Here is a 14,645-nt window from a genome sequence, read left to right as displayed (position 1 = left end):
ATGACACAAAATAAAGGAAAAGCACTTATTATAGGTGCAGGAATCGCAGGACTAAGCTCCGCATATTATCTGTTAAAAAAAGGTTGGCAGGTAGAGATACTGGAACAAAATGATTTGTCCAATAATTGTTCGTATGGAAATGCCGGAATGATTGTACCCAGCCACTTTACACCTTTGGCTGCACCCGGTGTTGTAGCACAAGGGTTCAGGTGGATGTTCAACACTAAGAGTCCGTTTTATGTAAAACCCTCTTTAAGTTCTAAACTAATTTCATGGGGATTACAATTCTTAAAGCATTCTAATCAGAGGCATGTTGATGCATCCGCACCTGCTATAAGAGATCTTAATTTAGCCAGCAGCAAGTTGTATAATGAATTGGCTAAAACTGAAGATTTCAATTTTGAGCTTAATCAAAATGGTATTCTAATGTTGTATAAAACAGAAAAGGTTGCTGAAGAAGAAATTGAGTTAGCCCATATTGCTGAAAAATTAGGTTTAGATGTTGATGTTTTGGATCAGAAAGGAATTCAGGATTTAGAGCCGAACATTAATCTGGATGTTATTGGTGGTATAAATTACAAATGCGATGGTCATCTGGATCCCAGAAAATTAATGACACAGATGATTTCTTATCTCAAGAATAATGGTGTTACTTTTTATACTCAGCATCGTGTTTCGGGCTTTGAGACTTCGGAAAGCAGAATTAATGCAGTTATTGCCAACGGAAAGAAATTTACCGCAGATCAGTACATTATGACAGGAGGTTCTTTTCTCCCTGAATTGGCACAAAAAGCAGGTATAAAAATACAGTTAATGCCGGGTAAGGGTTACTCTTTTATGTATACACCAGAAAATGAAGCTTATAAACTCGAACATGCCGCATTACTATTGGAAGCAAGAGTTGCGGTAACACCTATGAGCGGGCAGATAAGGTTTGGTGGAACAATGGAACTTGCACAGCATCATCATAAAATTAATATGAATCGGGTTGAAGGTATTGTTGCATCTATACCGAAGTATATGCCGGATTTTCAGATAGCTATTCCAAAAGAATCTGAACTCTGGTATGGTTACAGACCATGCGCTCCAGACGGACTTCCCTATCTCGGAGTATCTTCTAAACTAAAGAATCTTATAATCGCAGGTGGTGGTGGAATGATGGGATTAAGCCTGGGACCGGTTTTCGGAAGAACTGTTTCTGAAATCGCTAATGGAGAAAAACTATCTGTTGATATTGATATTTTCAGACCTGAGAGATTTAACTAGTTTATTCTGATAAATCCAAATTACTTAATATATGAAAACAAAAAATGTATTTACAGATTATGCGTTAAAAATAGCTTTTTTTATAAGCTTTATGCTATTCTTTTCTTGTGAAAGTAAGGAACTAGGGACAGCAGAAGAATTAGAGGCAAAAGTAAAAGCCTCATCCGTTCTTTCTGCTGACAATATAGAGAGCGGGCAGAAAACTTACACTTTCTCACAAGCAGCAGGAGGTTTAAGAAGTTATTACATCTCTATTCCTAAGAATTATAGCAAAGACAAAAAATATAAACTTTTGTTTGTTTTTGCAGGTACTGATTCAACTGGTAAATCTATGTATGATTGGATGGGTAAAGGATGGAACTCCAATGTTTCGGGACTGGAAAAGCTTATGGATAATACTATTTTTGTTTATCCTGACCAGAAATACATCTGGCAGGACAAGGATGGCGAAGATATAAAAGGATGGGCACTGGGCGATTATGCAGCCCCATTTAACGGTAAACATGATATTGAGTTTACCAAAGAACTTTTGGAGCTGATACAAAAAAACTATTCAATAGACAGTAACCGTATTTTTGCAACTGGACATTCATGGGGTGGAGATATGACCAATGTTACGGCTTATTTTCTAAAAGGAGTTTTTAGAGCTGTGGCTCCTGTTGCAGCTAATAAACCTTATTGGTTTGAAAATAACGGGAATTTCATCCATGATCCAAATTATCGTGCAAATACAGCAGTATGGATATTTTTTGGGCTTAAAGATGACTATTTTAAAGATGATAGTATTGACGGGGACTTTGGGAAACAGCAGGCAGATTTTTGGGTTTATGAAAACGGCGGAAGTATTGATAATAATACGTCAAAACCAATTGGGAATAAAGGAGACGTTACATTGACTTATCCCGGAACCTCGCAGGTAAAGCTTACCCTGTATGATTATGGCCAATATTCCGGAGGCGGAAGTGCAAGAGGCCATCAGCCGCCAGATTATTACTTCAAGGCTGTTACAGACTGGTTCAATACGTTTTAATAATAATAATAATATCTATGTGTGTTTTATCACAAAACAATATTTTGTGATATCAGGTTCTGAATTTTCGGAACCTTTTTTAATAAAAAAATCCAACTTATAATTAAGCTGGATTTTATCTTTTAATCGAGTTTTAACTCTATAGGATTATTTTCTTTTTTTAATTTGTCTTTCGCTGTTTTTTCAATCTGGCGAATCATATCATTAGAATCTGTAACTTCTTTCCCGTTTACATTGAATTTCATTTTCATCCCGGGTCTGTTGAGGAGTTCCCGCATGCTCTGCCCTGGATCTTTTCTATACTGTTCTACTAGTTTCACATACTGATTTTGGGAAATATCCAGTGGTTTATTTCTCAGGATGGATAATTCAGAGGAATTGCTTGCTGTAAGCTGCTCTTCTGTCATTTTTTTTACGCCTTTCAGTTCCATGCTATGTGTTTTATCTGCACTTTCAATTTTCACAATTAAACCGGGAAGTCCATGGAATTTATAGGGGCCATCCTGAAAAGGAATGTCAGTAGTAAACCATGCTATCCATTTTCTGCCGGCAAAATTAGTCTCGGCTTTCTGAGCATTGAACTCTCCTATTTTTTGTTGCTCTTTCAGAATCTTCCACTCCATTTTTCTGTCGTCCAAAACTTTATACTTAGATACACCACCTATAGCTCCGACATTAGTTAATAAATAGGTTTTGAAGTCCGGGTAATTTTTCTCTACAGAGAAATTAATGCTGCCTTTATATCCTGATTTCATCTGAATGTTGGAAGAGCCCATTTTCATTTGCTTTTCTACTTCAGCTTTTATAAGACTGTCGCTTTCATATTTGGCTTTACTGTAGAATTTGGAACCTGATTTACTGATATCTAAAATCATATGCTCAGTGTTTAAAGAATCCTTTCGTGTAGAATCTAGAGCATATTTATACTCATAAGTAAATCTTTGTGCTGCTATTGAGGCCTGCAAAGCAATACAAAATATGAAAAGAAGAAATACTAATTTTTTCATAGCGTCTTTTATTACAATTGCTGTTCTATAAGATTATTATCGCGTTTTATCTGCTCCCGTGCAGTTTTATCCATTTGCTTCAAAATTTCAGCATTGTCACTAATAATACGTCCGTCGATATTAATGCTGACTTTTGTATTCGGTTTATTCATCATTTCACGGTAGCCTTGTACAGGATCGTTTTTGTATTGTTCGATGAGTCTTTTATATTGATTCTGATTCACGGATAATCTCTTTCCCATTTTTTCTTTATAAGCAACCGCATCTATTTCATCTTTTGTTAGCTGGCGTTCAGGAATTTTCTTTACAGCCTTTAGCTCCATAATATGGGTATGTCGGGCATCTTCAATTTTCACGATAAGCCCGGGAAGTCCGTGGAATTTATACGGCCCGTCCTGAAAAGGAATATCGGTAGTAAACCATGCTATCCATTTCCTTCCGGCAAATGAAGTTTCTGCTTTTTGAGCTTCAAACTCCCCTATTTTTTGTTTATCCGGTAATATTTTCCAGCTAAGTTTACGGTCGTCTACAACTTTGTAATCTGTATTCCCAAAGCCAACCCCTACAGAAGTATTGAACTCGATTCTGAAATCAGGATAGCTTTTCTCTATAATATAATCTATCCCTCCTTCACCGAAGCTTTTATTTATAGAAATACTGCCAGGGTTCATTTTCATTTGTTTGATAATGGCAACTGTCTGGATAGAATCAGAATCAAATTGTTTCTTGCTGTAATATTTTGAGCCAGTTTTCAGAACATCCAGAAACATATACTCAGATTTCAAAGAATCTTTTTTCAAAGAGTCATTGGTAAATTTATATTCATAAATAAACCGCTGAACTTGCCCTTGTACAGTTAATACAATAAGCAAACAAAAAATTGATATTGCATTTTTCATAATTACTTTAATAAATCCAATTCTAGAATATTATTGTCTTTTTTTAGTCTTTCCAAATCTTGTAACTCACGCTCTTTCATCATTTTATTCATGTCTATAGGATTACCACTGGAATCTCTTAAAACTTGATTCGAAATAGTAGCCATTCTTTGCTTAAACTCTGCTGTGGGGTCCTTTCGGTACATTTTGTAGATTTTCACATACTGAGGATAAGGTATATCTACAGCTTTCTGGGATAAAATAAATTCTCCATTGAAAGGAGTCACCAATTTACTTACTTCTTTCAGTTCAAATACATGAGATTTGCTTGTATCTTCGATTTTAACAATAAAGCCAGGAAGCCCATGGAATTTATATGGACCATCCTGAAACGGAATTTCAGTAGTAAACCATGCTGTCCATTTTCTTCCGGCAAAAGTTGTCTCGGCTTTCTGAGTCTCATAGTTTCCTATTTTTTGTTTGTCCGACAATATCTTCCAATCGAGTTTACGATCATCGATAACCTTTAAAGCTTTTCCTGTTGTAGAACTTTCCTGTGTAATTTTAAAATCAGGATAGCTTTTATATATTCTATCTCTGAATCGGCCTTTTCGCATATTAGTTTTAACATTAATGCTATTTGTTGCCTTAAGCTGCCTCTCCATATCTGCTTTCGCCAAAGAATCACTTTTGTAAACTTCATAACTATAAAACAATGAACCTTTTGAAGTAACCTCCAGATGGGTGATTTCAGATTTAATATCGCTTGCATTGGTAGAATCTGATATAAATTTGTATTCATACACAAATTTCTGATTCTGTGCATAGAGTATGCCGTATCCGGCAAGGAATAAGTAGAGGATTTTCTTCATATTATCTTAGTGTTACTGCGTTATTCTTTTCAATTGGATTGTAACTATCACGCATTTCTTTTTGTGAATTTTCGGTTGCTTCTTTTAAGTCTGCTTTTGTCTTATACTCTTTATCTCCGATTTTTATACTCCATCTGCCTTCAGGTGCTCCTCTAGCCCATGCAAAGGGATCATTGTAATAGTCTAAAAATAATTTTTTATACATGACCATAGATATATTAGTGGGTGATTTGCCATAATAGGTTTCTAAAAAATTCTCGGTAGACTGTGTTTTACTATAATTTTTATTTTTCACTAATTTATAATGAAAATGTCCTTCATTGTCTGATATTTCAAAAATTAATCCAGGTAAGCCTCTGAATTTATAAGGACCTTCATTAATCTGAATATCCGGAGCAAACCACGCGGTCCATTTTCTTCCACCAAAATCAGTTGTAGCTTTCTGAACTTTATAAGTATCTATTTGTTTAGTTTCATTAGATAAAGTCCATTTAATAGGATCTTCTGAAGGAAAAGCAAAATAGTCACTAACTCTGTAAAAGTTGGTATTATTAAAAGAATTCAGATCTCTCTTTAATAGTTGTTTCGTTTCACTACCTCTATAATGTCTTATCGCATCCGGAAGCTTATTTAAAGAATCTGTTTCCAGAAATCCATATTCGTAGAATTTTACATCCTTAGGGTTAATGTCCAATACCATATCAACATTTCGTTTACTATTCTTGACAATATTGTCTGTAAAAGTTAACTGGTAGATATATCGTCGGGTCTGAGAGTGCATAAGAATACTAATGCACAATAAAAAGGTAATTGTGAATTTCATGGGTTTGGTGTTTGAAAAAGGCTGCTTCCGCAGCCTTTTATTAAGATTTTTTCTGAATTTTTATAATGGTTTTCTTGCCTGTACTCTTAGAAACACTCATACTTTGTATTTCTTTTGGATTGATATCTTTTATATCATCATATTCTACTTTTACACCATTTAGATAAACTTCAGCATCTTTTCCAAAAGAAGTTATTTTCAAAGATGGTTTACCAACATCATCTCCTGTTGTAGAGTACGTTGAAGTAAAACTATAGCTTTTAGGTTCATTACCGGCTACAGCCATAACAAATGGAGAGTCTGTTTTTGCGGAGATATTTATGGCAGTACCAATCTTCGAAGAATTGCTAAAGTTTTTCTTTACATTTTCAAGAATCTTCTGAATGTCTTCATCCTTCATGTTTTTGTCTTTCAGACTGTTCTTTAATTCTTCTAAAACTTTATTCTGTTTTTCTTTGGTCATAAAAGTTCCGGAAAAGTCTACATTTTTAAAGCTGTCTTTAAACTTACTACTCCAGTTTTGAGCAGCCAATCTGCTCTCTTCCATTATTTTTTTATATTCCGGAGAGTTAAGGTATTCACGGGCTTTCTCGGCCTGCTTTCTTCCATCTTCGGCAGCCTTTTTAGCATTCTCCATTATCTGCTTATACTCTGGAGAGTTCATGTAATTTCTAGCTTTTTCTGATTCTCTCCTGGCATTTTCCATTATTTGCTTATATTCAGCAGAATTAAGATAAGCTCTTGCCTTCTCAGCTTCTCTCCTTCCTATCTCAGCAGCTTTACGGGAATCTTCCATTATCTTTTTGTACTCGTCAGAATTAAGATAAGCTCTTGCTTTCTCAGCTTCCCTCCTTCCTATCTCAGCAGCTTTACGGGAATCTTCCATTATCTTCTTGTATTCGTCAGAATTAAGATAAGCTCTTGCTTTTTCTGCCGCTTTTCTTCCTTCTTCTCCAGCTTTTTTGGCATCAGCAATTATTTTTTTATACTCAGCAGAATTAATATAATCTTTTGCTTTCTGAGCCTCTTTCATGGCTTTATCAAAGTCCTTTTTCTGTTCAGTTGTCATATCTTCATAACGGACATAATTGCCATTATAAATAATACTTCTTTGGTTGTTCTTAAATCTTTTGCTATTTTCTGCAAATTTGGACTTAGTGTCTCCGGAAAGGTCTTTTGAACTTAGATCATAAGCATCAAAAATTGTAGTACCCGAACCAGAAGTTCCAGAATGATTGTAAGCATAACGGGCTTTTTTGTTTTGGTGATAGAATTCGGTGAACTCGGATTTGGTAACTGCTTTACCATTGATTTTGAAAATAGCATTGTCGGAAGCCTGCTCTATTTTTGTTAAAAGAGAACCTCTGTTATTATTTTCATTAATCTGGATGTGTACATTCTTATTATTTCCTGATCCGATAGTGTCTTGTTGTAATGCATTGATAGCTACTGCTATTTCGCGATTGGTTTTAGCAATTTCTTTATTTTTAGCCGTAACTAAATAGGTGAAAGAAATTCCGAATAAAACCGGAAGAGCCATTACCCTGCGCGCATAACTAAATTTGGTGTAATGAGGTTTAGTGAGCATTTGTAATCTTTTTTTGAGGTTAGAAGATAAGAATGGACTTGTTGCAGGTAAATGTGTTCCGGAAAATTTACTTGCCAAAAGCATCTGCGCAAATGCTTTTGTGTCATTCTGTTTTACTGCCTTTTTATCGGCAAGATATTCGTGGATTAAGAATAGCTCTTTCTTAAGCCAATAAAAAATTGGATTGAACCAGAATACGGCCTGTACAAATTCTATGAATAACTTGTCCCAGCTGTGTTTCTGTTCTATATGTACCATTTCATGTTTCAGGATTTGCTTTCCAAGGTCTGAATCTATTTCAATAGATTTTTTCCAAAAAAGATTTTTGAAAAATGAGAACGGAGCATCATGTAAGTCTGTTATATAAAAGCGAACGCCTTTCAGCTCTTTTCCGTCATACTGATTTTTCATTCGATTAATCTTATAAATACCAATCAGTAATCTTATAAAAAGAACTATAGATACTACTAATAAGATGAAAAGTGCAATGCTTTTCCAGTCAAAACCAGCAGTCGCCTGCTTTGTTGTTTGTAAACTGAAACTTTGGAGAAGAAGAAATATTCTATTGTCAGTTTCTATAGTAAAGTACTCTACCTTTAATAATGGTAAGAATAAACTTATTACTATTGTTGCTAGAAGGTAAAACCTGTTATAGTGATGGAAGGTTTTATCTTTCAAAAAAAGCAGGTAATAACTCCACATAATAGCAGAGCATAATAGCATTTTTCCAAGGTATAGTAGTATTTCCATTATTCTTTATCTTTAAGTTCCTGTAAAAGCATTTCAAGATCTTCAACACTCATTTCATTCTTTTCTACCAAAAATGAAACAACATTACGGTAAGAACCATCAAAATAATTTTTCATCAGTCCTTTTAACGATTTTCCGCTATAAGCTTCTTTCGAAACAACCGGAAAGTATTCGTGCTGGCGTCCATGTAAAGTATAGTTTACAAATCCTTTCTCTATAAGAATTTTAATAAGCGTAGAAACAGTATTCGTATGTGGTTTCGGTTCCGGAAATAAATCCAGAATATCCTTTAGGAATGCTTTTTCCAATTGCCACATATACTGCATAATCTGTTCTTCTGCTTTGGTAAGACTTTTATTTTTCATAGGGATTATTTTATAACTAAAAACTTAGTATAACAAATGTAAACAAAATTTTGATTCACTCAACTAAAATTTTAGTAGTATTTAAAATTTATGATTTTTTAACATATTATAGTTAATATATCTATAAAGAATATCTAATATTTTGTTAATTTCGTTAGCTCAAATCCAAATCAATTGAAGAATACTTTATTTATCTCCGGGCTACTAATGATTTTACTTACATCAGGTTTAGCTTTGGGATTTTCTACAACCATCAGAATGAATATGATCGTAGGCGGAATTATTCCTGTTGTACTTATGCTTAATGTTTTATACTCTGTAATAAAGGCTATTAAAGTAAAAGCCAAATCTAAATAGTAATATCTTATTCTAGTATTAAAACAGTACAGGCTTCTTAATTCGTCTTGGAGCTCAGTAACTTTGCTTATTCCTAACTTTTAATTACTTTATTTCGATTCATTTGTCTTATAACTGATAATGGTCAATGATTTGGCATGTACAGATCATAATAATATAACTTTTGTCGACACATAATAAAAAAGTCAGGATCTGAGACCCTGACTTTTGTTAAAAATAAAGTGTAATTATGAAGAAAAAGTTATTGTAACCACCATGGTGTCTGGAAAATATCATCTTTCCCACCATACTGAGAGCTGATTGCTGCATTCAGATTTCGCGAATTAGTATTGTATTCATCCTGAGGATATCTGAACCTTTTAGGAAATACACCACCACTAACGATTGGTAATTTCGGATAACCTGTACGAAGTGCATCATAATAACCAGTCCACTGACTCTGATGGAACATTGTCATATATTTCTGAGTAAGAATTCTTTCCATTTGCTTATCAGTGCTTTCACCTGTATTATAGGCAACAGGCGCACTGTTTAAATAATTGGGAATGTCAAAACCTGCAAATAATTTATCCGAATCTTTCACATTGGCTTTATAAAAATCGAAGCTAGCCTTAACTGCAGTATCATAGTATTGTTTTGCTCCGCTTTGATTAATCCACCCTCTTACTGCGGCTTCTGCCAAAATAAAGTTTAGTTCCGAGTAGCTTAGGATATTACTTGGCTCATTTACCGGATCCAGGTAGAAGCGTGTTTTTACTTTTGAGATAATCTTCTGATCTATTAGTTTTGCATTATCTGAATAAGGTGAAATAGGATTTCCACCCTGGTATGCATTATAGTCTGTCAGCGCAAGATTCTTTTCTTTCGCGGAAGTAGTTTGCTCTGCGAAAGTGAAGATTCTTGGATCCTTTCTGTCCTTGAAGTACTGAATAAATGTATCGGACATATATAAACTGGAACCATAGGAACTGCTGTTAAAAGTTGGATAACGGCTGTTAGCCAAATCAAAGAAAGTCAATTGTCCGTTGTCACTATTTGATTCCATTAATCTTTCAGAATTTACAATACTCGCAAATTCATTTTTAATATCAATATTTCCTGCTTTAGTTTTCTTAGAAAGCGTAATAAGGATTTTTAAACGGAATGAGTTGATTAGCTTTTTCCATCTTTCGATGTTTCCGTTATAAACGATATCTCCACCAATTTTATCATTGGTATTGATTAATGAATTGGCTTCTTTCAACTCAGCAAGAATTCCTGCGAAAACATCTTCCTGCTTGTCATACTTTGGCAATCTTATATTATCAGTTTCACCTTTTAATGCCTCTGAGTATGGAATATCTCCTACCCTCATACTAAGATTATAGAAATGAAGTGCACGGAAAAATTTACCTATTGCCTGATAGTTTTTATTATTACTCTTGGCTGCTTCCTCCATCATTTTTACATCATTCAGCAAAATGTTTTTGTAAGCATCGAAAGAAGCATTATTCCATTTCAGGTACTGATAATCGTTCTCTTCTCCTGTATTTACAAGCATTCTTAATGCCGAATTAGAGCTATTGTCAACCGGGAAAGATTGTCTCGCTACATTGGTAAGCAATACACTAGGATCTACATTTGCAGGATCCTTGGGGTTCTCATTAATTTTTGTTAAGTCAGATTCACAAGAACTCAGTAATAAGAAAGGTACTGCAAGAACTGATATAATATATTTTTTCATTGTTTTTTTAGAATTTTAAGTTAAACCCAACACCAAACCATCTGCTGGAAGGATCCTGAATGTCATTAGATGAATTTGCATTTCGGCCTGAACCAATGCCAGTTCCTCCAATCTTATAGTCTGGGTCTGAATAAAGGTTTTTAGATTTCTTCCACATCGCCAGATTGTATCCGGATAAGTTTACAGTAAGTCCTTTTACAAAGCCTTTAGGATTTAGTATGGATGTGAAATCATATTCTAACACTACAGAACGAAGTTTGATGAATGATCTGTCAAAAACGTTTGCGTATTCTTTACTTTCGCTTTCTGTTACCATTGCACGGTATGGATAGTTCTGTGCCCAATCCTGGAAGCTTATTGCTTTTGTATGTGGTGTATAAGTATTAGTCGTTGGATTGTAATTAACTCCGTTTGGTACAAAGGTATATTTACCCTGATCGTATTCTGCATCCCTATATTGTACAGAATTTGGATGCTTACCACCCCACCACATTTTCTCAACAACTACAGATTCCATTACGCCGCCAAAACTACCATCAATACCAACAGTTAAACTAAGGTTTTTATATTTGAAGGTATTGGTAAAACCAAATGTCCAATCCGGATTAAAATGTCCAAGATAAGAAGGAGCATCTGCTCTTGTAGGAAGACCTGTATTAGCATCTAAAATAAGCGCTCCGTTAGCATTCTTTTTCCAGGTATAACCGTAGAAACTGTCAGTACGTTCGTTAAGCTTAATGTTATTATAGTTATCTCTACCCTGATAGATTTCAGTGATCTTCTGAACCGACTTACTCCAATTAAGTAAAGATTTCCATTGGAAATTTCTGTTCTTAATAGGTACAAGGCTTAAGGATATATCTACACCATTTGTAGTATATTTATTTCCGTTTACCACTTCTGTAGCAAAACCAGAAGTCTGTGAACCCGGGAATCTCAGAATATTATTATAATCCAGTGTATTGTAATAAGCTACATCCAAGCTAATTCTGTTATTCAGCATACCGATATTTAAACCAGCTTCATAAGATCTTGTCTTCTCAGGACCAATGTTCCCTTCTTTGTTTAATACCGATGGATATGTGTAGTAAGGATTTCCATTAAAGGTATTTCCACCGTTGTTCAGGTAATAATTACGGATAGCATAAGGATCGAAGTCGTATGCAATCTGTGCCCATGAACCATAAAGTTTTACAATATCAAAAGCTTTTGGCATTGGAATTATATTATTCAGCAATAAACTGAAGGATGCAGACGGATAAAAATAAGATCTGTTACTTTTCGGCAAAGTAGATGACCAGTCATTTCTTCCGGAAACATTCACAAATAAAGTTTTGTAGAACTCTAAATCCACAGTACCATAAGCACTGTAAATTAATTTTTCGCTAATATTATAGTCACGTGTTAAAGGCTTTATCGAGTTATCGAAAGAATATACTCCGGGAACTTTTAATCCGTCTACAGATGTTATGTCATCTTTATACTTATAGTAGAATCCTGACCCTCCGGCATTAACTGTTAAATTAATATTGTCTGTAATGGCCTTATTATAGGTAGCAAGGACATCGTAGTTCAGGTTTATAGTTTTAGAGTTTGTTACTCTGTAACGTCCATTTCTTGGTGCATCGTAGTTGAAATAAGAATATGGACTCTTTAATTCATTTTTAGTATCATTCTCTACATAAGAGATTTTACCTTTCACTGTAAAATCATCGGATGCTTCATAAGTTAATCCTGTCTGGGCGCTATAGACATCTGTCGCAACACTGTTTTTAAAGTTTTTAGCACCAAACCATGGGTTGTTATACCAAGCGTAGTTCCAGTTTGCTTGTTGATAGCCTTCTCTTCCTTTTACCCAAAGATTATTTTTAAGATCTCTTCCGTCTACGTCACCACCCATCCAGATAAGTATGGTATACATATGTCCGCTCGGGTCATAGTTATAGTTAGGCATACTTGGGGTAGTTGTTCTGTTATAAGCCAATTTTGTATTAAAGCTTAACTTATCTGTGATGTATGTATTACTGGAGAAGTTAGCTCCGTATTTTCTAAGATAAGATTCAGGAATTCTGTCATCAAAATTCATGAAGTTTCCGGAAAGTCTGTAGGTATCTTTATTATGCTTATAATTAACTGCGAAGTTTGTATTATTGATAAACGAAGGTGTCAAAAACGTATTCAGGTTATCGTGGTAAGTCCAGTCTGTAGGTACTCTTTCGTATCTTGATTTATCATTATACGGAGTATTGGCTACGTTACCATACCACGGAATTACCTGGCCAGTTTGTTTATCCAGTATTGGGCTGTTCCACTGAGCAAGCTTTCTTCCAGGAACAAATTTTGGCCCCCAGATCATATCTCCGTCATTGATTCCCCCATCGGCACCATCCCAGAATTCATATTTACCGTGAGAACCGTTTCCGTATTCTGTTTGTGTTTTGGGAAGATTGGTAAAACCAGCTGTAAACATAGTGTTCTGGCCAAATTCTACTGTAAATCCACTTTTCTTAGCACTTTTGGTGGTTACCAGAATGGCCCCATATCTACCCCTGGAACCGTATAATGCAGATGCTGTAGCTCCTTTTAGTACGTTAATATTCTCGATGTTGGAAGGATCCAGTGCCTGGAATGTTTTGTCGTCTACAATAACGCCATCTATTACAATAATAACGTTAGAGTTTCCACGCAATGTAAAAGTTGGTTTTTGCTGCATTCCCGGAGGATTGGAGACATTAAGTCCGGCAACCTGTCCCGCAAAAAGATTTCCTACACTGGGTGTCGTTACAGTTTCGAACTGTTTGGTATTGATTTCCTGAGTGGAATAACCAATTTTCTTTGCTTTTTTACCAATTCCCAAGGCAGTAATTACAACTCCATCAATGTTCTTCTCTTTCTGTTTCAGTGTATCTTTTTTACCAACTTCCTGTGCATAAGGCAGAAAAGGTAATAATACAACTGAAGCAGATAATAATACTCGTTTCATTCAGTTTTTTTGCAAAAGTATCCCTCGTATTTTAAGTTAATATTAACACCTGTTTAGCATTTTATTAACTTTATATTTAGGAAATAGTACAAAAACAAGGCTTTAGAAAATATAAAATATCCTGCTCTCTATATATTAAATTTCGTTAAAACAGTATTGTTTGATAAAGTTTTCTGGGATGAAAGAATTATAACAATACTATAATTATCTTTTTTTTCGGATTTGCAAATACCTGATTTTCTTTCTATGTGCTGATTAAAATTGCATACTTTATTATAATAGTTTGTATTTCGATATTTATGATTAATTTTACCTCCCTTTATTTGTAACGAATGAAACAAGATTTAAACATTCATTTTGAAGTTTATAAAAACATATCGGAATTAGACGATACTGAAAAGAAGCTATTCGAAACAGCTTCTGAAATCCGTAAAACAGCTTATGCTCCCTATTCGGAGTTTTTTGTAGGATGTGCAATCCTTCTGGAAAATGGTGAAATTATTGTTGGTAATAATCAGGAGAATGCAGCTTATCCTTCAGGATTATGTGCTGAAAGAACTGCTATATATTGGTTGGCAGCAAACCATCCCGGACAGGAAATTAAAAAAATATTTGTAGTTGGCGGCCCAAAAAACGAGATGGCTGACAATAATATTCCAATTCCGCCATGTGGTTCATGCAGACAATCTATATTAGAATACGAGAGTAAACAAAGCTCTCCTATTGAAATTTATTTTGCGTCTACACAAGGAAAAACAGTTAAATGCTACAGTGTAAAAGATTTACTGCCTTTCTCCTTCGACAAAAATTATTTATAACTTTCTTATATTTGCAAAAATTCAGGTTCGGCATTGTCCGATGAAAAGGGAATCTGGTGTAACACCAGAGCTGTCCCCGCAACTGTAGATCACTGAAGTATTTCTGTACAAAGCCACTGTAATTACGGGAAGGCACAGAAATGTGAAAGCCAGGAGACCTGCCTGAAACTATAATTATTAATTAA

The 14,645-nt window shown here is 34.7% G+C and carries 12 protein-coding genes and 1 riboswitch; of the genes, 4 read left to right on the top strand and 8 right to left on the bottom strand.

Annotated elements, in window-relative coordinates:
- Nucleotides 1-1,266: an NAD(P)/FAD-dependent oxidoreductase gene (locus ATE49_RS13350; RefSeq protein WP_065082597.1), complete on the top strand. Its 1,266-nt coding sequence runs from the start codon at nt 1-3 to the stop codon at nt 1,264-1,266.
- 31 nt (nt 1,267-1,297) lie between these two features.
- The gene (locus tag ATE49_RS13345) at nt 1,298-2,296 is read left to right on the top strand and encodes a CE1 family esterase (RefSeq protein ID WP_065082596.1); all 999 of its coding nucleotides are present in this window, start codon (nt 1,298-1,300) and stop codon (nt 2,294-2,296) included.
- A 122-nt stretch (nt 2,297-2,418) separates the two neighbouring features.
- Here the strand turns inward: ATE49_RS13345 and ATE49_RS13340 are convergent, their stop codons facing one another.
- The 6 genes from ATE49_RS13340 to ATE49_RS13315 are packed head-to-tail and all read right to left on the bottom strand — an operon-like array spanning nt 2,419 to nt 8,579.
- Nucleotides 2,419-3,303, bottom strand: coding sequence for a GLPGLI family protein (locus ATE49_RS13340; RefSeq protein ID WP_065082595.1), 885 nt, complete (start codon nt 3,301-3,303; stop codon nt 2,419-2,421).
- Between the two features lie 11 nt (nt 3,304-3,314).
- The gene (locus ATE49_RS13335; protein WP_065082594.1) at nt 3,315-4,202 is read right to left on the bottom strand and encodes a GLPGLI family protein; all 888 of its coding nucleotides are present in this window, start codon (nt 4,200-4,202) and stop codon (nt 3,315-3,317) included.
- Between the two features lie 2 nt (nt 4,203-4,204).
- A complete protein-coding gene (locus ATE49_RS13330) occupies nt 4,205-5,053 on the bottom strand; it encodes a GLPGLI family protein (RefSeq protein WP_065082593.1) in 849 nt (282 codons plus the stop codon).
- A 1-nt stretch (nt 5,054) separates the two neighbouring features.
- Complete coding sequence (locus ATE49_RS13325; RefSeq protein ID WP_065082592.1) at nt 5,055-5,876, bottom strand: GLPGLI family protein; 822 nt, start codon at nt 5,874-5,876, stop codon at nt 5,055-5,057.
- Nucleotides 5,877-5,916: 40 nt separating this feature from the next.
- On the bottom strand, nt 5,917-8,214 hold the full coding sequence (locus ATE49_RS13320; protein ID WP_065082591.1) for a M56 family metallopeptidase: 2,298 nt from the start codon (nt 8,212-8,214) through the stop codon (nt 5,917-5,919).
- Nucleotides 8,214-8,579: a BlaI/MecI/CopY family transcriptional regulator gene (locus ATE49_RS13315; RefSeq protein WP_034868453.1), complete on the bottom strand. Its 366-nt coding sequence runs from the start codon at nt 8,577-8,579 to the stop codon at nt 8,214-8,216. Before ATE49_RS13315 ends, ATE49_RS13320 begins: the two co-directional genes overlap by 1 nt.
- A 174-nt stretch (nt 8,580-8,753) precedes the next feature.
- Between ATE49_RS13315 and ATE49_RS20250 the strand changes: the two genes are divergently transcribed.
- Nucleotides 8,754-8,936 carry a hypothetical protein gene (locus tag ATE49_RS20250; protein WP_155759310.1) on the top strand — a complete coding sequence of 61 codons (183 nt, stop codon included), beginning with the start codon at nt 8,754-8,756 and terminating at the stop codon, nt 8,934-8,936.
- 241 nt (nt 8,937-9,177) lie between these two features.
- Here ATE49_RS20250 and ATE49_RS13310 read toward each other — a convergent pair whose 3' ends face one another.
- Together ATE49_RS13310 and ATE49_RS13305 are read right to left on the bottom strand one after the other, a co-directional pair.
- Nucleotides 9,178-10,659, bottom strand: a complete 1,482-nt coding sequence (locus ATE49_RS13310) for a SusD/RagB family nutrient-binding outer membrane lipoprotein (protein ID WP_065082590.1) — start codon at nt 10,657-10,659, stop codon at nt 9,178-9,180.
- Nucleotides 10,660-10,666: 7 nt separating this feature from the next.
- On the bottom strand, nt 10,667-13,642 hold the full coding sequence (locus tag ATE49_RS13305) for a TonB-dependent receptor domain-containing protein (RefSeq protein WP_065082589.1): 2,976 nt from the start codon (nt 13,640-13,642) through the stop codon (nt 10,667-10,669).
- Between the two features lie 332 nt (nt 13,643-13,974).
- Here ATE49_RS13305 and cdd point away from each other — a divergent pair, with 332 nt between their 5' ends.
- Nucleotides 13,975-14,460 (top strand): cytidine deaminase, encoded by a 486-nt coding sequence (cdd, locus tag ATE49_RS13300; protein WP_065082588.1) that lies wholly within the window; start codon nt 13,975-13,977, stop codon nt 14,458-14,460.
- Between the two features lie 6 nt (nt 14,461-14,466).
- Nucleotides 14,467-14,640: riboswitch (cobalamin riboswitch) on the top strand.
- Nucleotides 14,641-14,645: the final 5 nt, after the last annotated feature.

Origin of the sequence: Elizabethkingia miricola (assembly GCF_001675285.1) — a bacterium.
In the GTDB taxonomy this organism is placed as follows: domain Bacteria; phylum Bacteroidota; class Bacteroidia; order Flavobacteriales; family Weeksellaceae; genus Elizabethkingia; species Elizabethkingia miricola.
This window is presented reverse-complemented; position numbering and strand designations above follow the sequence as displayed.